Below are 18003 nucleotides of genomic sequence, written 5' to 3'. Positions count from 1 at the left end.
GTCGCGTACCGGCCGGCCAGGGCCGCCCGGCGGCGCCCGCGTCCCGCGCGTCGGTCTCCCGTGGCCGCGCCCCGCGTCCTCAACCCTCCTCCCTCGAAAGGCGGCGGCCCAGCAGGCTGAACACCAGCGTCAGGAGGAACAGCAGGAGGGAGACGGCCGAGGCGTAACCGGTCTCGCCGGAGAACCCGAGGCCGACCTGCCGGATCAGGAAGGGCAGCGTCCGGGCTCCCCCGCCCGGTCCGCCGCTCTCGCCGCCCAGGATGTAGATCTCGGTGAACACGCGCAGCGCGGAGATCGCCGAGAGGGTGCCCACGAGCAGCATCATCGGTTTCACCTGGGGGACGGTGACGCTGAAGAACCGCCGGACGGCGCCCGCGCCGTCGAGCGCGGCCGCCTCGTAGAGGGAGACGGGGACGTTCCCGAGGGCCGCCAGGTAGAAGACCATGTAGTAGCCGAGGCCCTTCCACACGGTCACGATCATCGCGGAGACCAGCAGCATCGTGCTGTCCGTCAGGAACGGGACCGGCTCCGAGACGAAATGGAGCCCGCGGAATACCGTGTTGATCAGGCCGTCGCTGCGCAGCACCCACTGCCACATCAGCCCGACGACCACCGCGGAGGCGATCACCGGGGTGTAGAACGCCGAGCGGAAGAACCCGATGCCGGGGATCTTCGTGCGCACGAGGACGGCCAGGGCCAGCGGGAGCAGGACCAGGCAGGGCACGACGGCCAGCAAGTACAGGACGCTGTTGCCGGTCGCGAGCCAGAAGTCGGGATCGGCGAAGGCGCGGCGGTAGTTGGCGAGGCCGGTGAAGCGGCCTCCGCGCAGGATCCGGGCGTCCGTGAAGGAGAGGATCACGGTGTTCACGAACGGCCAGATGCTGAACACGAGGACGAGCAGCAGTCCGGGGGCGAGGAAGAGATAAGGGGCCCAGCGCCCGGGCCGGCTCGGCGGGCCGGGGGACACGGCTGCGGCCGGGCCGGGCGCCGCCGTCACCGGCGCGCCGCGTCGGCGAGCAGCTTGTTCGCCTCCTCCTGCGCCTTCCTCACCGCCGTTTTGGGGTCCTGCTCGCCCTTGATGGCCTTCTGCACCTCGCGGACGACCGCGTCGCCGACCTGGCTGCTCCACTGGACGGGCGTGTTCGCGTCGAGCTGGGCCCTCTTCAACTCCTCTGCGCCCACCGCGCGCGCCAGGGTCTCGGCGTCCGTGCCGTCGCCCCGGTCGGAGAAGTAGGGGTCCGTCAGGCCCTGGGCGTTGGACGGGTAGATGGTGGCCTTCTTGGAGAAGGCGACCTGGTTGGGGCCGTTGGTGACCCACTTGGCGAATTCCGCCGCCGCGTCCGGGTGCGGGGTGTCCTTGCGGATGCCGAGCGACTGGGCGTAGATGCCGATGTGGCCGAGCTGCCCGGTGACGGCGCCCGCGACCCGGGTGGTGGCGTAGACCTGCGGTGCGTTCTGCTTGATGTCCTTGACGAAGCCCGCGGAGCCGGGGCCGAAGACGAGTTTGCCCGCGCCGTAGAGCTGGTTGATGTCGTCGGACGTGAGGAGGGATTCCCTGGGCATGGCGCCCTTGGCGTAGAGGGACTTCATCCGCTCGACCCACTCGACGGCCTTGGGGGTGTCGAAGGTGAAGGCGTCCTTCGCGCCGTTCAGGACCGGGATTCCCATCTTCTGCCAGTCCCCGGGGAGCCGTCCCTTGGGGTCGGCCATGAAGGCGGAGTACCGGCCGCCGGACCGTGCGGCGATCTGCTCGGCGTAGTCGAAGAACTGCTCCACGCCGGCCGGCGGCTTGGCGGGGTCCAGTCCGGCCTCCCGGAAGAGGTCGGTGTTGTAGGTGAGGATCTCCGGGGTCACGTACCAGGGGTAGGCGTACACGCTGTCGCCCCTGCCCGGCAGTTTGAACTGCTCCCATGCTCCGGGTACGTATTCCTTCGCGATCTGCGGGTCGAGCCTGGCCACGTCGGCGAGCATGCCGCGGTCGCCGAGGAGCTGGAAGGAGTCGGTGGAGAGGTTGACCACGTCGGGGAGGGCGCCGGCCTGTGCGTCGGCGACGAGCTTCTCGTTGTAGCCGTCTCCCGGCACGTCCTCCCACTTCACCTTCACGTCGGGGTATTTCCGCTGGAAGGCGTCGATGACCTGCTGGACGTAGGTGGTGAACACCGGTTTCAGCTGGAGGGTGCGGAAGGTGATCTCGCCGGACACCTTCCCGGTCTTCGCCGCTTCGTGTGCTTCTCCCGGGCCGCCGCCGACCCCGCACGCGGCGGTCGATAAGAAGGTGCCCGCCGCGAGTGCGGCGAGGACCGTGCGGGTCATGGGGGAACGGGGCATCGTCACGGCCTCCAGGGGGGATTCCGGCAGCGCTGCCGGAGAGCGGTGACCACGCTCGCCCGTATCCCCGGGCCCGTCAACGTGGCCGGGGAGCCACTGGCCGGGCAGCGGCGGGTACCCCGGCCCCGCGGCCGGCCCCAGGCAGAGGCCGTCCTTTCCGTCAACACCGCGACCACCTGGACTAATGCGCTTTAGTCACCCCCTCACCGGCCGGTATACCAATTCCATAACGCACGCGATTCCCGGCGGATGTTGGCTCCTTGTGAACGCTTTACCGCCCAGGAGCGGCTCATCTACTAATGCGCTTTACCGGGCGGCCGGGGAAAGGTCGGCGGGATCGGTGTTGGCGCCGCAGAGGATGACGGCGACCCGCGCCCCCGGCGCCCGCCGGAACCGGCCGAGCGCCGCCAGTGCCGTGGCGGCCCCGGGCTCGACCACGATCCGGTGGTCCTCCCAGAGTTCGTGGCGGGCGGCTGCGATCTGAGCGTCCGGTACGAGTACCGAGTCGACGCCCTCATGCAGGGCCGCGGCCAGAGCGTCGGCGGAGACCCGGGTCGCCCCGAGCGAGTCGGCGGCCACGGAGTCCACCGGCACGTCGACCGGCCGGCCCGCCTCCAGGGCCGCGTTGAGCGCCCGGCAGTGCTCCGGTTCGGCGGCGACGACCCGTACGCCGTGCTCGCGGGCTGCGGTGGCCACACCCGCGAACAGCCCTCCGCCGCCGACCGCCACGACGACGGTGTCCAGGCCCGGCAGAGCGGCCCTGATCTCGTCCAGCAGGGTCCCGGCGCCCGCCGCGATCAGCGGGTGGTCGTAGGCGTGGCTGCTCAGTGCGCCACTGTCGGCCGCGAACTCCCGGCAGGCGGTGAGGGCTTCGGCGTACCGGTCGCCGACGAGGCGCACGTCCGCCCCGTAGCCGCGCAGCCGTTCCACCTTGACGCGGGGCGCGTTGGCGGGCAGGAACACGGTGGCGGGCACGGACTGGGCGCGCGCCGCCCAGGCGCAGGCGAGGCCGGCGTTGCCGCCGGAGGCAATGGTGACCCCGGCGGGCGGGAGGGTGCCGGCCGCGCGGTGGGCGGCCAGGAAGTTGTGGGCGCCGCGGGCCTTGAAGGAGCCGGTGTGCTGGAGGTACTCCAGCGCGTAGAAGACGCCGTCGCCGGCGGCCACCACGGCGGCGGGCCGGGTCACCCCGGCTATCCGGTCGGCGGCGGCGCGTACGGCGGCGTAGTCGAGCTGCTGTTCCATGGGCGTCGGCCCCTTTCAGGAGGCGGCGGGGCGGGCGGCTTCGATGAGTTGGCGCAGGGCGCCGTAGTACACCTCGTGGTCGGTCAGGGCGGGCAGCACGTCGGCGATCCCGGCGGAGAGCACCGGGAACTCGGCGGGGTCCAGGGCGGCCAGCGCGGTGCGCGAGGCGGCGGCGGCCCCCGCCGGATCGCGGTGGTCGACGAAGGCGGCGCTGCCGAGGGTGAGCAGGTACATGCGGCGGTAGACGGTCATCGCCTCGGCGGCGTCCATGCCGGCGGCGACGCTGTCGGCGAGGGCCGGTTCGACGAGCCGGGCCAGCAGTTCGCGGCCGAGCCAGGGCCGGCCGCCGCGCAGCACCAGCAGCCCCGGATGTGCGACGAGCAGCCGGTAGAGGGCGCGGAAGCGCAGCTCGGTGGCCTCGGCCCAGCCGGTGGTGGGCGGGATGTCGGGCAGCCGGGCGGCCAGGTGCTCGGTGCACAGGTCCAGCAGCCCGGCGAGGTCGACGCAGCGCCGCTGGACGGTGGCGTGCGAGACGTCGAGCCGGTCGGCGAGGGCGCGGAAGCTCAGGGCGCCGGGGCCCTGCTCGTCCAGGATCGCCAGGGCTGCTTCGGCGATCGCCCCGGGCGTGGCGCGGTCGAGGGCGGCTGATCTGCGAGGCATGGATACACCGTAACAGACATCGTCACAAAAGGTTCCCGCAGAAAGGATCCGCCCAGGGAGGACCGCCTCGATCGTGTGATGCGGCTGCGCCCATATTGCTGGTGATCGGGACGAAAGCCCCCGGCACCGTTGACAGCGGGTAGTCGCACCGCTGCACTGAGCGCTCGACAGCCCGTCGGTACCTCCCCCACGCAAGGAGATCCCGTGCCGCCTCGCCCGCGTGCGTCGCTCCCCTGTCTGACCGCGGCCGCCCTGCTCGCCCTCGCCCTCGGCGCCGCGCCCGCGGCGGCCGAGCCCACCGCCACCTCCGACACCCCCCTCGCGTTGACCCCGCCGATGGGCTGGAACAACTGGGCGCACTACATGTGCGACATCAACGAGGCGAAGGTGGTCGCGAACGCCGACGCCCTCGTGTCCACCGGGCTCGCCGCCAAGGGCTACGACACGGTGACCGTCGACGACTGCTGGATGACGAAGTCCCGCGACGCGCAGGGCGATCTGGTCACCGACACCCGGAAGTTCCCGCATGGCATGGCCTGGCTCGGCGACCACCTGCACGCCAAGGGGCTGAAGTTCGGCATCTACCAGGACGCCGGATCCCTCACCTGCGAGGGGTACCCCGGAAGCGGTGCCCCGGCGGGCGGCGGCGCGGACCACTACGCGCGCGACGCCCGGCTGTTCGCGTCCTGGAACGTGGACTACGTGAAGATGGACGGCTGCAACCTGCACGTGCCGCCCGGCACCACGAAGGAACGGGCCTACCGCGACGCCTACCACGCCGTCGCACGGGCCCTGCGCCACAGCGGCCGGGACATGGTGCTGTCCGCGTCCGCACCCGCCTACTTCCAGCAGGGCGAATGGGGCGGCTCGGACTGGCACAGGGTGCTCCACTGGGTCGGCGAGACCGGCCAACTGTGGCGCGAGGGACGGGACATCAAGGTCTACAACCCGAAGGCACCGAACACCTCCCGCTGGAGTTCGGTCCTCGGCAACTACGGCTACAACCGCTGGCTCGGCCGGTACGCGGGTCCCGGCAACTGGAACGACCCGGACTTCCTGATCGCGGGCGCGCCCGGACTGAGCGCGGCGGAGGGCCGCAGCCAGGTCGGCCTGTGGGCCATGATGGCGGCCCCCTTCATCCTCTCCTCACAGGTCTCCGAGCTGAGCCCGGCCGGACTCGCCGCCCTCGGCAACACCGATCTGATCGCGCTCGACCAAGACCCGATGGGCCGTCAGGGGGCCGTCGTCTCCTCCAACGCCACCTTCGACATCCTGGTGCGACCGCTCGCGAACGGTGACCGCGCGGTGGCCGTCCTCAACCGCTCGGGCGCCGCCCGCGACATCAACGTGCCGCTCGAGGAGGTCGGCCTGCCCGGGTGCACCGCCGACGCCAAGGACCTGTGGAACGGTCGGCGCGGCCCGATCGGCGCGGCGTTGACCGGGAGGGTGGCCGCTCACGACACCGGCGTCTGGCGGCTCACCCCGCGCGGCTGCGCCGGGGAGGTCCCGACCGGGCAGATCGCCGGGGCCGGAGCACGGTGCGCCGACGGGGCCAACACCACCGCGGTGGGCGCCGTCGTGATGGCGGCCTGCACCGGAGCCCCCGACCAGCGGTGGAGCCTCGGGGACGGGGCGACACTGCGACTCGCCGGCGCCTGTCTGTCGGCGGGCGACGGCGGCCTGGTGGAGCTGGCCCGCTGCGCGCCCGGTCAGCCGGGACAGAGCTGGGAGCACGACCGCAGCGGCACGCTGACCGAGACCGTCAGCGGGCTGTGCCTGACCGCCCCCGCCGCGACGACGGCCCTGGACGCCCCCGCCGAGAGGCTCCGGCTCGCCGCCTGCGGTGACCACCGGGTCGACCAGACCTGGGCCCTGCCGGTCTGACGACAACCACCCAGGCCCGACCCGTCACAGCCCCCGGGCCCGACCCGTCACAGCCCCCACACCAGAGGACGACGCACACCCGATGCCACGCGTTCCGCGCCCCCGCACGCGCCGGTCCGTCGCGCTCGCGACGCTTCCCACCGCGCTGCTCACCCTGATCCTCGCCGGCACCAACCCCGGGACGGCCGCCCCCGCCGCAGCCGCCCCCGCCCCGGTCTCGCCCGCACGAGCGGACGTACGCCAGGGCCCGCACCCCGCGACCCGGCCGCGCACCTTCGACACCGGTCCGGCGCGCGACGCCCTCCGGCGGCTGCTGCCCCGCCACGCCGGCCAGTTCACCCTGGTGCCCGACACCTCCGCCGAGGCCGACACCTTCACCGTCTCCGGCACCCCGGGCGCCGTCACCGTACGCGGCTCCACCGGGGCGACCCTGCTCACCGGCGTCGGCTGGTACCTCCAGCACATCGCCGGCGCCGACATCGGCTGGCCCGGCGACAGCATCGGCATGCTGCCCGCCACCCTGCCCGGCGTACCCGCCCCGGTCACCCGCAGCGCGCGGGTGCCCCACCGGTACGCGCTCAACGACACCGACGACGGCTATTCGGGCCCGTACCGCACCTTCGAGGAACACCAGCGGCAGATCGACCTGCTCGCGCTGCACGGCGTCAACGAGGTGTTCGTGCAGACCGGCGCCGAATACCCGTACTACCGGGCGCTCCAGCGGTTCGGCTACTCCGCCGGGGAACTGCGCAAGTGGATCCCGGCCCCAGGCCACCAGAGCTGGTGGCTGCTGCAGAACCTCAGCGGCTTCGGCGGCCCGGTCACCGAGCGCCTGATGCGCGAGCGCGCCGACCTGGGCGCCCGGATCGCGGACCAGCTGCGCGGCCTCGGCATGACGCCGGTGCTGCCCGGCTACTTCGGCACCGTCCCGCCGGGCTTCGCCGCGCGCCACCAGGGCGCGACCACCGTGGCCCAGGGCGACTGGGCCGGCTTCGACCGGCCGGACTGGCTCGACCCCGCCTCCCCGGTGTTCGGGGACCTGGCGGCCGCGTACTACGACGAGCAGCGCGAGGTCTTCGGCGACAGCGCCATGTACCGGATGAGCCCCCTGCACGAGGGGGGCCGGACGGGTTCGGTGGACGTCAGGGCCGCCGCGGGGGCCATCCAGCGGGCGCTGTGGGCGGCCCACCCGGGCGCCCTGTGGGCGGTGCTGGGCTGGCAGGACGACCCGACGAAGGAACTCCTGGCCGGGGTGGACACCTCGAAGCTGCTGATCCTGGACGGCCTGTCCGACCGGTACAACCGCCTGGACCGGGAGGCCCGCTGGGGTGGCACCCCGTACGCGATGGGCACCATCTACAACTTCGGCGGTCACACCACGATCGGTGCCAACACCTCGGTGTGGATCGACCGGTTCGGCGCCTGGCGCGACAAGCCGGACAGCGCGCTCCGGGGCACCGCGTACCTGCCGGAGGCCACCGGCACCAACCCGGCCGCCTTCGACCTCTTCACGGACCTGGCCTGGGAGCCGGGGCCGGTCGACCAGCGCAAGTGGTTCGCCGACTTCGCGGCCCGCCGCTACGGACGCCCGGACGCCCATGCCGCCGCGGCCTGGGAGGAGTTGCGCAAGGGCCCGTACAGCACCTCGTCGGGGCTGTGGTCGGAGTCCCAGGACAGCCTGTTCACCGCCCGGCCGAGTCTGACGGCGACGGGCGCGGCCCACTGGAGCCCCAAGTCCATGCGCTACCAGGCCGATTCGGTCCGCCGGGCGCTGGACCAGCTGCTGGCGGTGCCCCCGGCGCTCAGGTCCTCCAGCGCCTACCGCTTCGACCTGGTGGACACCGCCCGCCAGGCCCTCGCCAATCATTCCCGGGTGCTGCTGCCGAAGATCCGGGCCGCCTACGAGGCCAAGGACCTGACGCGGCTGCGGCAGCTGACCGCCCAATGGCGCGACGGGGAGCGGAAGCTGGACGCGGTGACCGGCTCCGACCCGCACTTCCTGCTGGGCCGCTGGCTGGCCGCGGCCCGCTCGCACGGCGCGGACCGCGCCGAGCAGGACCGGTACGAGTACGACGCGCGCTCGATCCTGAGCGTGTGGGGGCGGCGGAGCACCAGCGAGGGCGGCTTCCTGCACGACTACGCGAACCGCGAATGGAGCGGCCTGGTCTCGGAGTTGTACGCCGCCCGGTGGGACCGGTACTTCGCCTCGCTGGAGGAGGCGCTGGTCAAGCGTGCCGCCCCCGAGGCGATCGACTGGCACGCCTTCGAGGAGGCGTGGGCGCGGCGAACCACCCGCCACCCGTCGGCCCCGAGCGGGGACCCGCACGCGCTGGCCGCCGCCGTGGCGGCGGCCCTGCCGAAGGCCGGTGCCTGAGCCGTACCGGCGCGGGCGGCGACCGCCGCCGGGTGAGCGTCACCCTCCCGTGGGAAATTCGGCACTCGTGCGAGGGAGAGGGCGCGCAGCGCGGCGCCGTACGGTCCGGGTCGTCGGTTCACTGACCCGGACCCGACTGGGGCGGCCACCCGGAGTACTCCCGGGCGGCCGCCCCTTCCGACGCCGTCAGGAGTGCATGGGGCATGTCCGAGACCGAAAGCGAGCGGCCCTCCGCCACGCCGGGGCTGCTGGCGCTGCTCGCGGCCACCGAGGGGGTGGTGGAGCTGCGCAAGCGGGGTGAGCTGGCGGCGCGCCCTACGGCCGCCGGCTGCGAGGACTGCCTGGAGAGCATGGCCCGGCGGGCCGCCGAGCGGGCCGGGCATCCGCTCGCCTGACAGGGGCGGCCGCGGGGCCCGCAGGCTCGTACAGTCGTAGGTGCAGTCGTGGGGGCCGGTACGAGCCCGGGCGGTGACCCTGATGAGCGGTGTGCGGTCGGCATCGGCGCGTCCGCGGGCGCGGACGGCCCTCGGGGCGGTCTGCGGGGTGCTCGCGGCCTTCGCCGGGCTGGCGGCGGCGCAGCTGGCGGCCGCGCTCGTCCGTCCCGAGGCGTCCCCGGTGACCGCCGTCGGCGGGGCCGCGGTGGACCGTACGCCGGCGGCCGTCAAGGAATGGGCGGTGCGGACCTTCGGCACGGCCGACAAGACGGTCCTCACCCTCGGCATCGTCGTGGTGCTGGCTCTGGTCGCCGTGGTGGCCGGGACGCTCGCCGTGCGCCGGCTGCGCGCCGGTCTCGCCGTGGCCGTGTGTTTCGGTGTCGTCGGCGCCGTGGCAGCGCTCAGCCGGCCCGGGGCGGCCTGGCCGGACGCGCTGCCCTCACTGCTCGGCGGCTCGGTCGCGGCCGCGGTGCTGTACTTGCTGGTCAGGGCCTTGAACCGGCCGCGTCCGGTGGGCGCGCCGTCCGGCGGGGCCTACGTGATGGACCGGCGGGGCTTCGGGCGGCTGGTGCTGGGCACCGCCGCCGTCTCGGCGGGCGCCTGGTACGCCGGGCGGCGCCTGGGCGCGTACGGATCGGCGGGGGCGACGGCCTCCCGGGCGGGCCTCGTCCTGCCGGCGCCCGCGGTTCCGGCCGCGCCGGTCCCGCCCGGCGCGCAGGCGCGGGCGCCCGGGGTGTCGCCGTTCCTCACGCCCGCCCGTGACTTCTACCGGGTGGACACCGCCCTCGTCGTGCCGCGCGTGGACGCCGGTGACTGGCGGCTGCGCATCCACGGGGAGGGGGTGACCAGGCCGTTGTCCCTGGACCTGCGGGAGCTGCTCGCGCGCCCCCTCGTCGAGCACGACATCACCCTCACCTGCGTCTCGAACGAGGTGGGCGGCCCGTACGCGGGCAACGCCCGCTGGCTCGGCGTCCGGCTCGCCGACCTCCTGCGGGAAGCGGGCGTGCGGCCGCCGTCGCAGGGCGGCCGGGCCGACCAGCTGGTGGCGCGGTCGGTGGACGGGATGACGATCGGCACCCCGGTCGAAGCGGTGATGGACGGCCGTGAGGCGCTGCTGGCGGTGGGGATGAACGGCGAGCCGCTGCCCTTCGCGCACGGCTTCCCGGTGCGGATGGTGGTGCCGGGCCTGTACGGGTACGTGTCGGCCTGCAAGTGGCTGCGCGAGCTGCGGCTGACCACCTTCGCCGCGTACGACGCGTACTGGGTGCGCCGGTCGTGGGCGCAGCAGGGTCCGGTCAAGACGCAGTCGCGGATCGACACCCCGCGCGCGGGCGCGGAACCCGCTGCCGGGCGGGTGGCGGTGGCCGGGGTGGCGTGGGCGCAGCACCGGGGCATCAGCAGGGTCGAGGTCCGGGTCGACGGCGGCCCCTGGCACGAGGCCCGGCTGGCGGACGCGGACGGCGACGACACCTGGCGCCAGTGGCTGTGGCCTTGGGGGGCGACGCCCGGGCGGCACACCCTGGAGGTGCGCGCCACGGACCGTACCGGCGCCGTACAGACGGGCGAGCGCAGGGGGACCGTCCCGGACGGGGCCACCGGGTGGCACGCGGTGACGGTGCGCGTGCGGGCCGCCGACACGGTGCGTTCCGCCGCCGGCGCGGGCGGGGGCGCCGTACATTGAGGCGGTGGAGCTGACCAGCACGTCGTTCCTGGTGACCCTGGTAGTGGTCACCGCGCTCGCCATGCTCGCGGCGCTGCTGCTGTGGAACCGCCTTCCCGGGCCCGGCTGGCTGCGCTGGACCGCGCGGGTGCTGATGATCGGGCTGTGCCAGCTGACCGCCATCTGCGTGGTGGCGGCCTGGATCAACGGCAGCTACGGGCTCTACGCCTCCTGGGACGACCTGCTGGGCACCCAGGCCGGGAACGAGTCCACGATGACGGGCCCCCCGGTGGGCCGGGCCACCTTCACCCTGGGCGAGGACGGCACGCGCAGCACGTACTTCCGGGGCTCGCACTCCAAGCTGGCCGGGCAGGTGATCGTCTGGACTCCCCCGGAGTACAACGCGGCGGGCGCGGCGAAGACCCGGTTCCCGGTGCTGACGCTGCTGCACGGGTACCCGGGCTCGCCGCGCTCGTGGATGGAGCTGGGCGACATGCCGGGTGCGCTGGACGACCTGGTCCGGCTGGGCGCGGCGCACCCCTTCATCCTGGTGATCCCGGAGATCTACCCGGGCGGGGTGAACACCGACTGCAGCGACGTGCCGGGGCACAAGGTGGCCACCTGGCTGGCGGACGACGTGCCGGGGCTGGTCGCGCGGCACTTCCGCACGCTGCCCCAGCCCAAGGGGTGGGCGGTGATGGGCATCTCGACGGGGGCGTTCTGCGCGGCGAAGCTGCCGCTGCAGTACCCCAAGGTGTTCGGCGCGGGGGCGGCCCTGGACCCCGACGCGCTGACGGGGGACGCGGGGGTGCTGGCCGACCGGGGCCTGCGCGAGCGCAACAGCCCGATGTGGCTGGTCAAGCATGTGAAGAAGGCGGACGTCGGCCTGTTCCTGGCCACGTCCGCGCAGGACAAGGACAGTCCGCCGAGGCAGCTGGAGGCCTTCGCCGCAGCCGCCGCGGGGACGGGGGTCCGGGTCAAGACGCTGGTGCGCCCCTCAGGCGGCCACAACTTCCAGACCTGGACGGGGATGTACCCCGATGCCCTGGGCTGGCTGAGCGCCGAGGTCCCGGCCCCGTCCGCGCCCCAGCACTGACCCGCACCTCACGGGAAGGGCGACGAGGGCGGGCCGAGGGGCCGGGGGGCGGGTCAAAACCACAAGGCAAACTTGCAAGCCTGCCTGTAGATCATTAGCGTGAGGGACATGACCGACCCCGCCCCTCCGCGCGACATCGCCGAGGAACTCCAGCTGGCCATCGCCATCCTGGTGCGGCAGTTGCGGGCCGCCGCCGGGGACGGGGTGAGCCTGTCGCAGATGTCCGTACTCAAACGGCTGGACCGGCTCGGGCCCTCCACGGCCTCCGAGCTGGCACGGGCCGAGAGGATCCGGCCGCAGTCCGTCATCGCCACCGTGAACTCGCTCCAGGCCGAAGGCCACGTCGCCCGCAGCCCGCACCCCACCGACCGGCGCCAGCAGCTCATCGCCCTGACGCCGCAGGGCCGCGGCCTCGTACAACAGCGGCGCGAGGCGGGGCAGGGCCGGATCGCCGAACTCATCGCCGAGCGGCTCGGCCCGGCGGAACAGCAGCTGCTGGCCCAAGCCGTTCCGCTGCTGCGGCGCCTGGCCGAGGACTGAACGCCCACCGAACCGAGGAGCCCCCATGACCGCCCCCGCGCCCGCCCTCACCCTGGACCGCGGCACCGCGCTGGTCCTCATCGACCTGCAGCAGGGCATCCTGGCCCTTCCCACCGCCACCCCCGCGCCTCGGATCCTGGAGAACGGCGTCGCCCTCGCCGAGGCCTTCCGGGCCCGGCGGCTGCCGGTGGTCCTGGTCAAGGTGGCCTGGTCCCCCGACGGCGGCGACCTGCCCACCGCCAACGTCGACCGGCCCGGCCCCGCCTCGGCTCCGCCCGCCGCCTTCTCCGAGCTCCCCGCGGAACTCGCGGCCCTCGGGGACGTCGTGGTCACCAAGCGGCACTGGGGTGCGTTCACCGGTACGGAACTCGACCTCCAGCTGCGCCGCCGCGGCGTCCACCGGATCGTGCTGGGCGGCATCTCCACCAGCATCGGCGTCGAATCCACCGCGCGCACCGCCTGGGAGCACAGCTACGAACTCGTCTTCGCCGAGGACGCCACCACCGACATGGACGCCGACTCCCACGACCACAGCTTCGGCAAGATCTTCCCGCGCCTGGGCAAGGTGAGCACCACGGCCGACATCGTCACGGCCCTCAAGGCCCTGGACGACGAGCCGGTCAGCCGGGACTGACCTCCAGCCAGACGCACTTGCCGCCGTTCCCGGGGTGCGAGCCCCAACTACGGGACAGGCGCTCCACGATGAGCAGCCCGTGCCCGCCCGGGCGCCCCGGCTCGGCGGCCCGGGCGCGCACCGGCGGCGCCGGGTTGCCGTCGGTCACCTCTATCCGCAGCCGCTCCGGCGTCCAGTGCATCAGCAGCGTTCCGGGGCCCCCGCCGTGCACACAGGCGTTGGACACGAGCTCGGAGACCAGCAGCAGGACGTCCTCGGCGGTCTCGGGGAGCCATTTCCAGGAGGTGAGCGCCCGGCGCGCGAAGTCCCGGCTGCGGGACACCGGGTCGGCCGCACCCTCCAGCAGCAAGAGCCGCGCCCGGCCGGGTGACCCTCGCTGCTGCATGGCTCATCTCCTCGTTTCGCCTCGACCCCGCGGGCCTCCGTACGCCGGCCGTCCGAGCGGCTAGCCGGGCTGTCGCTCCAGTGCCTGCGCCACGTCCGCGTACACCGGGAACACACCGTCCGCGCCGGTGATGCGGAACATCCGTGCGACCGGTCCGCTCAGACCGGCCAGCTCCAGCGTGCCGCCGGCTTCCTGGACCGCGATCCTGCCGTGCAGCAGCACGTTGAGTCCGGTGGAGTCGCAGAAGCCCAGCCCCGACACGTCGACCAGCAACCGGCCACCCGGGGTGACCGCCGCGTCCAGGGCGTCCCGCAGCGGCTGGGCCGTGTCATGGTCCAGCTCTCCGGCGAGCGCGAGGACGACGGTTCCGTCCACGGCCCGCACATCGACCGTGAACCGCTCATTGCCCGCTCCCGGCACCATCGGCACCACCTTCCGTCCAGCTGTGGGTGCACCTGCCCGGATCCCGCCGGTATACGCGCACGCGGCCCCGGCGCCCCGGACCACCGCGTCAGGCACCCCGGAAAACGGTCAAGGGCCGTCCCAGATTGCTCTGAAACGGCCCCTGAACTGCGACTTCGTAAAGTCGGGACGACAGGATTTGAACCTGCGACCCCTTGACCCCCAGTCAAGTGCGCTACCAAGCTGCGCCACGTCCCGTCGTGCCTCGGCACTGTGCCCCCCACCAGGGGTTTCCCCCCTCCGCGGCGGGCACATGCAGAACATTACCGCACGCCGGGGGGTGTACGTGCACGGGTGATCGACGGGGAGGCACGATGGGCGGGTGAACGGACGGGATCGCGATGACGAAGGGCGGGCGCGCAGTGCGCGGCCGCGGGACGGGCTGGGGCGGCCGTTGCCGTACGGGACGCCGGGGGTGGAGCGGCAGCCCGAGGGGGTGGTGCGGGCGCCGGCCGAGACGGTGGCGGAGGCACAGCGGCTGCTGGACGGCGGGATGCCGTTCCACGCGCACGAGGTGTTCGAGGACGCCTGGAAATCCGGGCCGGGGGCCGAGGCCCCGCTGTGGCGGGCGCTCGCGCAGCTGGCGGTGGGGCTGACGCACGCCGCGCGCGGGAACGCGGTGGGCGGCGCGCGGCTGCTGCGGCGCGGAGCCGATGCCCTGGCCGGGCTGGAGGCGGAAGGGGGTGCGGCCCTGGGCGGGGCAGACGCGGAAGGGGAAGCCGCCCTGGGCGGGGTGGAAGCGGAGGGGGAAGCGGCCCTGGGCGGGGTGGACGCCGCGGGTGGGGGCCCGGCTCCGTACGGGATCGAGGTGGCCGGGCTGGTCCGGTGGGCCCGGGAGCTGGCCGGACGGGTGGACGCCGGGCAGGAGGTTGACGCGGCGGCCGAGGCCCCGCTCCTCACCTCCACGCCGGACCGGCCGGACTCCGCCTGACCGGCGACCCGCCGGGCCGGCCCGCGGCGGGGCCTACGCCGGCTGGAGCAGGTCCCAGCGGTTGCCGTAGAGGTCCTCGAAGACGGCGACGGAACCGTACGTCTCGTGGCGCGGCTCCTCCAGGAAGCGAACGCCCTCGGCGGTCATCCGGGCGTGGTCGCCGGCGAAGTCGTCGGTGTACAGGAAGAAGCCGACGCGGCCGCCCGTCTGGTCGCCGACCCGGGCGCGCTGCGCGTCGTCCTTGGCGCGGGCCAGCAGCAGCGCGGATTCGGTGGCGCCGGGCGGACGGACCACGACCCACCGCGAACCGTCGGGCCGGGCGGTGTCCTCGGCGAGGGTGAAGCCGAGGGCCCGGGTGTAGAAGTCGATGGCCTCGTCGTAGTCGTGGACCACGAGGGCGGTGAGGGCGATGTGTGCGGACATGCCGCTCATTGTGCGGGTGCGTCGATCAGGACGACCTCCAGGGTACGGGGGCCGTGGACGCCCTCCACCCGGTCGAGCTCGATGTCGCTGGTGGCGGAGGGCCCGGAGATCCAGGTCAGCGGGCGGGTGGGATCGAGGCGTTCGAGTGCCTGCGGGACGGAGTCCACCAACTGGCCGGGGACACGGACCACGCAGATGTGGTGGTCGGGGACCACGGTGATGCGCCGCCGCCCCTGGTCGGGGCCGCCGTCCAGGACGATCGTGCCGGTCTCGGCGACGGCCAGGGCGCAGCCCGTCACCACGCTGTCCACGGCGTCGAGTGCGTAGGGGGTGGAGTCGGAGCGGTCTTCGACGCGGGCCGCCTGCGCCGCGTCGAGCCAGGACGGGGGCAGGCCGGGCGGTACGAGCACGGTCCGGGCGCCGCGTTCGGCGAGCAGCCGGGCCAGGAGCGGCGCGAGGCCGTCCTCGTCGGTGCGGTGGACCTTCGCGCGGTACTCGGTGAGGTGGGCGGCGAGGAGGTCCGCGGATTCGGCGGGTGTGCGGTCGCCGTGGACACGGAGGTAGTCGCGGGGGATGCCGGCCTCACCGGCGCCCGGCTCCCCCGTCGCCCGCCCGATCCCTGTCCTGCCCGCGCCCGGCTCGCCCAGGGCGCGCCGGATCCGGCCCAGTACGCGGTCCCTGCCGCTCATGCACGTCCTCCCCGCTCACGGGCCCACCAGTCGCGGAACGGTTCCCGCGGCGGCCGGGGCAGCTCGCGGCTGTCGGTCCAGGCACCCCCCGGTCCGGGCAGCCGGCGCGGCCGCAGCCGCCGGGCCCGGGACAGCAGCCGCTCCCCCGCGCGCAGCGCGCCCGGGCGTTCCAGCAGCAGCCGGGCGGCGCGCATCGCGGCCCGTTCGGCGGTGTGACCGCGCGCGGGCCGGATGCGTACGCGGATGCCCTCGCGGGTCGCCGGACCGCCCTGGGCCACGCGTTCGCGCAGGTGGAGGAGGACCTCGGGGATGTCGATGGCGACGGGACACACCTCGTAGCAGGCGCCGCACAGGGTCGAGGCGTAGGGCAGCGACGCGTCGATCCCGCTGTCGGTGCCCCGCAGTTGGGGGCTGAGGATCGCGCCGATCGGGCCGGGGTAGACGGAGCCGTAGGCGTGGCCGCCGGCGCGTTCGTAGACGGGGCAGACGTTCAGGCAGGCGGAGCAGCGGATGCAGCGCAGGGCCTGGCGGCCCACCTCGTCGGCGAGGCTGTCGGTGCGGCCGTTGTCGAGGAGGACGAGGTGGAACGCGGCGGGCCCGTCGCCGTCGGCCCCTTTCGACGGACCCAGCCCGGTCCACATGGTGGTGTACGGGTTCATCCGCTCGGCGGTTGAGGAGCGCGGCAGCGTCTGGAGGAAGATCTCCAGGTCCCGGAAGGTCGGCACCACCTTTTCGATGCCCACGACGGAGATGAGCGTCTCGGGCAGGGTCAGGCACATCCGGCCGTTGCCCTCGGACTCGAAGACGACCATCGTCCCCGTCTCGGCGACCATGAAGTTGACCCCGGAGACGGCGACTTTGACGCGCAGGAACTTCTCGCGCAGGTGCAGCCGGGCCGCTTCGGCCAGTTCTCGCGGGTCGTCGCCCAGCCCGTCGGGGGCCGGCCGTCCCCACCGGCCCATCTCGGTGCGGAAGACGTCGCGGATCTCCGCGCGGTTGCGGTGGATGGCCGGGACGAGGATGTGCGAGGGCCGGTCGTGGCCCAGTTGCACGATGAGTTCGGCCAGGTCGGTCTCGTACGCGGTGATCCCCGCCGCCTCCAGGGCCTCGTTGAGGCCGATCTCCTGGGTGGCCATCGACTTGACCTTGACGACTTCCCGTTCACCGGTGGCCCGCACCAGCGCGGTCACGATGCGGTTGGCCTCGGCCGCGTCCGCCGCCCAGTGCACGGTGCCGCCGGCGGCGGTCACCGCCGCCTCCAGCCGCAGCAGGTAGTGGTCGAGGTGGCGCAGGGTGTGGTCCTTGACGGCCTTGCCCGCCGCCCGCAGCCGGTCCCAGTCGGCCAGTTCGGTGACGGCGCGGGCCCGTTTGTCGCGGATGGTGTGCGTGGCGCGGCGGAGGTTGGCGCGCAGCACCTCGTCCCGTACGGCTTCCCGGGCGCCGGCGGGGAAGGGGGGCATTCCGAGGTAGGTGCCGGTCATCGCAGGCGGTTCCCCTCTGTCGCGGTGGCGGTCGTCTGCGTCGAGGCGAGGATCTCGGCGATGTGCAGGGTCCGCAGCGGCGCGCCGGCCCGGCGGAGCGTTCCGTCGAGGTGGGCGAGGCAGGAGTTGTCGGCGCCGCAGAGCACTTCGGCGCCCGTGGCCCGGGCGGCGCGGATCTTGTCGGCGCCCATCGCGGCGGACACGTCGGGGTTCTTGACGGCGAAGGTGCCGCCGAACCCGCAGCACTCCTCGGCGCCGGGCAGCTCGACCAGGTCCAGGCCCCTGACGGCGGCCAGGAGGCGCCGGGGGCGGTCGCCGAGGCCGAGGATCCGCAGACCGTGGCAGGAGGGGTGGTAGGTGACGGTGTGCGGGAAGTGGGCGCCGACGTCGGTCACGCCGAGGACGTCGACCAGGAACTCGGTGAGCTCGTACACGCGCGGCACGAGGTCTGCCGCGAGGTCCGCCAGCTCGCTGCCGCGCCCCTCGGCCGCCGCCTTGGCGCCGATGCGGGGGTAGTGCTCGCGGATCATGGCGACGCAGGAGCCGGAGGGCGCGACCACGTAGGGGTGGCCGGCGAAGGCCCCGGCGGTGCGGCGCAGCAGCGGTTCGCTCTCGTACCGGTAGCCGGTGTTGTACGGGGGCTGACCGCAGCAGCCCTGGGCCGCGGGGAAGTCCACGGCCACGCCGAGCCGCTCCAGCAGGCGTACGACGGCGACGCCGGTGCGCGGGTACAGCGCGTCGTTGACACAGGTGACGAACAAGGCGGCACGCATGACGGGC

General features: G+C 73.9%; 18 protein-coding genes and 1 tRNA gene. 8 read left to right on the top strand and 11 right to left on the bottom strand.

The window, feature by feature from the left end; genetic code table 11:
- Positions 1-79: 79 nt before the first annotated feature.
- The 4 genes from ACIA6C_RS22580 to ACIA6C_RS22565 form a co-directional block, all read right to left on the bottom strand.
- Positions 80-997, bottom strand: a complete 918-nt coding sequence (locus ACIA6C_RS22580) for a carbohydrate ABC transporter permease (protein ID WP_399278312.1) — start codon at positions 995-997, stop codon at positions 80-82.
- Positions 994-2313, bottom strand: a complete 1320-nt coding sequence (locus ACIA6C_RS22575; RefSeq protein ID WP_399278310.1) for an ABC transporter substrate-binding protein — start codon at positions 2311-2313, stop codon at positions 994-996. Before ACIA6C_RS22575 ends, ACIA6C_RS22580 begins: the two co-directional genes overlap by 4 nt.
- A 321-nt stretch (positions 2314-2634) precedes the next feature.
- Positions 2635-3570: a serine/threonine dehydratase gene (locus ACIA6C_RS22570; RefSeq protein ID WP_399278308.1), complete on the bottom strand. Its 936-nt coding sequence runs from the start codon at positions 3568-3570 to the stop codon at positions 2635-2637.
- Positions 3571-3585: 15 nt separating this feature from the next.
- Positions 3586-4230 carry a TetR/AcrR family transcriptional regulator C-terminal domain-containing protein gene (locus ACIA6C_RS22565; RefSeq protein WP_399278306.1) on the bottom strand — a complete coding sequence of 215 codons (645 nt, stop codon included), beginning with the start codon at positions 4228-4230 and terminating at the stop codon, positions 3586-3588.
- Positions 4231-4434: 204 nt separating this feature from the next.
- Here ACIA6C_RS22565 and ACIA6C_RS22560 point away from each other — a divergent pair, with 204 nt between their 5' ends.
- The 7 genes from ACIA6C_RS22560 to ACIA6C_RS22530 all read left to right on the top strand — a co-directional run bounded on the left by ACIA6C_RS22560 (position 4435) and on the right by ACIA6C_RS22530 (position 12852).
- A complete protein-coding gene (locus ACIA6C_RS22560) occupies positions 4435-6114 on the top strand; it encodes a ricin-type beta-trefoil lectin domain protein (protein WP_399278304.1) in 1680 nt (559 codons plus the stop codon).
- Between the two features lie 82 nt (positions 6115-6196).
- Positions 6197-8488 carry an alpha-N-acetylglucosaminidase gene (locus tag ACIA6C_RS22555; protein ID WP_399278302.1) on the top strand — a complete coding sequence of 764 codons (2292 nt, stop codon included), beginning with the start codon at positions 6197-6199 and terminating at the stop codon, positions 8486-8488.
- A gap of 203 nt (positions 8489-8691) precedes the next feature.
- The gene (locus ACIA6C_RS22550; protein ID WP_361132441.1) at positions 8692-8883 is read left to right on the top strand and encodes a hypothetical protein; all 192 of its coding nucleotides are present in this window, start codon (positions 8692-8694) and stop codon (positions 8881-8883) included.
- A gap of 82 nt (positions 8884-8965) precedes the next feature.
- On the top strand, positions 8966-10603 hold the full coding sequence (locus tag ACIA6C_RS22545) for a molybdopterin-dependent oxidoreductase (RefSeq protein ID WP_399278299.1): 1638 nt from the start codon (positions 8966-8968) through the stop codon (positions 10601-10603).
- Positions 10604-10607: 4 nt separating this feature from the next.
- The gene (locus ACIA6C_RS22540) at positions 10608-11678 is read left to right on the top strand and encodes an alpha/beta hydrolase (protein ID WP_399278297.1); all 1071 of its coding nucleotides are present in this window, start codon (positions 10608-10610) and stop codon (positions 11676-11678) included.
- A 108-nt stretch (positions 11679-11786) separates the two neighbouring features.
- Entirely contained in the window at positions 11787-12218 is a 432-nt protein-coding gene (locus ACIA6C_RS22535) for a MarR family winged helix-turn-helix transcriptional regulator (protein ID WP_399278295.1), read from the top strand.
- A gap of 25 nt (positions 12219-12243) precedes the next feature.
- The gene (locus ACIA6C_RS22530; RefSeq protein WP_399278294.1) at positions 12244-12852 is read left to right on the top strand and encodes a hydrolase; all 609 of its coding nucleotides are present in this window, start codon (positions 12244-12246) and stop codon (positions 12850-12852) included.
- On the opposite strand, the gene ACIA6C_RS22525 is transcribed toward ACIA6C_RS22530, so the two are convergent.
- The 3 genes from ACIA6C_RS22525 to ACIA6C_RS22515 form a co-directional block, all read right to left on the bottom strand.
- Positions 12839-13237 carry an ATP-binding protein gene (locus ACIA6C_RS22525; protein ID WP_366080728.1) on the bottom strand — a complete coding sequence of 133 codons (399 nt, stop codon included), beginning with the start codon at positions 13235-13237 and terminating at the stop codon, positions 12839-12841. The genes ACIA6C_RS22530 and ACIA6C_RS22525 overlap by 14 nt on opposite strands.
- Before the next feature lie 60 nt (positions 13238-13297).
- The gene (locus ACIA6C_RS22520; RefSeq protein WP_361132456.1) at positions 13298-13660 is read right to left on the bottom strand and encodes an STAS domain-containing protein; all 363 of its coding nucleotides are present in this window, start codon (positions 13658-13660) and stop codon (positions 13298-13300) included.
- A 163-nt stretch (positions 13661-13823) separates the two neighbouring features.
- Positions 13824-13897: transfer RNA gene (locus ACIA6C_RS22515), tRNA-Pro, on the bottom strand.
- A gap of 124 nt (positions 13898-14021) precedes the next feature.
- Between ACIA6C_RS22515 and ACIA6C_RS22510 the strand changes: the two genes are divergently transcribed.
- A complete protein-coding gene (locus tag ACIA6C_RS22510; RefSeq protein ID WP_399278292.1) occupies positions 14022-14630 on the top strand; it encodes a DUF309 domain-containing protein in 609 nt (202 codons plus the stop codon).
- A gap of 33 nt (positions 14631-14663) precedes the next feature.
- Here the strand turns inward: ACIA6C_RS22510 and ACIA6C_RS22505 are convergent, their stop codons facing one another.
- From ACIA6C_RS22505 to ACIA6C_RS22490, 4 genes are read right to left on the bottom strand one after another with little or no spacing between them, the layout of a single operon-like run.
- Entirely contained in the window at positions 14664-15053 is a 390-nt protein-coding gene (locus tag ACIA6C_RS22505; RefSeq protein ID WP_366080725.1) for a VOC family protein, read from the bottom strand.
- A 5-nt stretch (positions 15054-15058) separates the two neighbouring features.
- Positions 15059-15742: a lactate utilization protein C gene (locus ACIA6C_RS22500; protein WP_399278289.1), complete on the bottom strand. Its 684-nt coding sequence runs from the start codon at positions 15740-15742 to the stop codon at positions 15059-15061.
- The gene (locus ACIA6C_RS22495) at positions 15739-17223 is read right to left on the bottom strand and encodes a lactate utilization protein B (protein ID WP_399278287.1); all 1485 of its coding nucleotides are present in this window, start codon (positions 17221-17223) and stop codon (positions 15739-15741) included. Before ACIA6C_RS22495 ends, ACIA6C_RS22500 begins: the two co-directional genes overlap by 4 nt.
- Positions 17220-17996, bottom strand: coding sequence for a (Fe-S)-binding protein (locus tag ACIA6C_RS22490; RefSeq protein WP_399278285.1), 777 nt, complete (start codon positions 17994-17996; stop codon positions 17220-17222). Before ACIA6C_RS22490 ends, ACIA6C_RS22495 begins: the two co-directional genes overlap by 4 nt.
- Positions 17997-18003: the final 7 nt, after the last annotated feature.

It is taken from the genome of Streptomyces sp. NPDC051578 (genome assembly GCF_044454045.1).
Lineage (GTDB): Bacteria > Actinomycetota > Actinomycetes > Streptomycetales > Streptomycetaceae > Streptomyces.
This window is presented reverse-complemented; position numbering and strand designations above follow the sequence as displayed.

What these genes read in the sequence shown, in the direction of transcription:
- ACIA6C_RS22575 (WP_399278310.1), bottom strand. Translation starts at nt 2,313, where the DNA reads ATGACCCGCACGGTCCTCGCCGCACTCGCGGCGGGCACCTTCTTATCG.
- ACIA6C_RS22570 (WP_399278308.1), bottom strand. Translation starts at nt 3,570, where the DNA reads ATGGAACAGCAGCTCGACTACGCCGCCGTACGCGCCGCCGCCGACCGG.
- ACIA6C_RS22565 (WP_399278306.1), bottom strand. Translation starts at nt 4,230, where the DNA reads ATGCCTCGCAGATCAGCCGCCCTCGACCGCGCCACGCCCGGGGCGATC.
- ACIA6C_RS22555 (WP_399278302.1), top strand. Translation starts at nt 6,197, where the DNA reads ATGCCACGCGTTCCGCGCCCCCGCACGCGCCGGTCCGTCGCGCTCGCG.
- ACIA6C_RS22550 (WP_361132441.1), top strand. Translation starts at nt 8,692, where the DNA reads ATGTCCGAGACCGAAAGCGAGCGGCCCTCCGCCACGCCGGGGCTGCTG.
- ACIA6C_RS22545 (WP_399278299.1), top strand. Translation starts at nt 8,966, where the DNA reads ATGAGCGGTGTGCGGTCGGCATCGGCGCGTCCGCGGGCGCGGACGGCC.
- ACIA6C_RS22535 (WP_399278295.1), top strand. Translation starts at nt 11,787, where the DNA reads ATGACCGACCCCGCCCCTCCGCGCGACATCGCCGAGGAACTCCAGCTG.
- ACIA6C_RS22530 (WP_399278294.1), top strand. Translation starts at nt 12,244, where the DNA reads ATGACCGCCCCCGCGCCCGCCCTCACCCTGGACCGCGGCACCGCGCTG.
- ACIA6C_RS22525 (WP_366080728.1), bottom strand. Translation starts at nt 13,237, where the DNA reads ATGCAGCAGCGAGGGTCACCCGGCCGGGCGCGGCTCTTGCTGCTGGAG.
- ACIA6C_RS22520 (WP_361132456.1), bottom strand. Translation starts at nt 13,660, where the DNA reads ATGGTGCCGGGAGCGGGCAATGAGCGGTTCACGGTCGATGTGCGGGCC.
- ACIA6C_RS22505 (WP_366080725.1), bottom strand. Translation starts at nt 15,053, where the DNA reads ATGTCCGCACACATCGCCCTCACCGCCCTCGTGGTCCACGACTACGAC.
- ACIA6C_RS22500 (WP_399278289.1), bottom strand. Translation starts at nt 15,742, where the DNA reads ATGAGCGGCAGGGACCGCGTACTGGGCCGGATCCGGCGCGCCCTGGGC.
- ACIA6C_RS22495 (WP_399278287.1), bottom strand. Translation starts at nt 17,223, where the DNA reads ATGACCGGCACCTACCTCGGAATGCCCCCCTTCCCCGCCGGCGCCCGG.
- ACIA6C_RS22490 (WP_399278285.1), bottom strand. Translation starts at nt 17,996, where the DNA reads ATGCGTGCCGCCTTGTTCGTCACCTGTGTCAACGACGCGCTGTACCCG.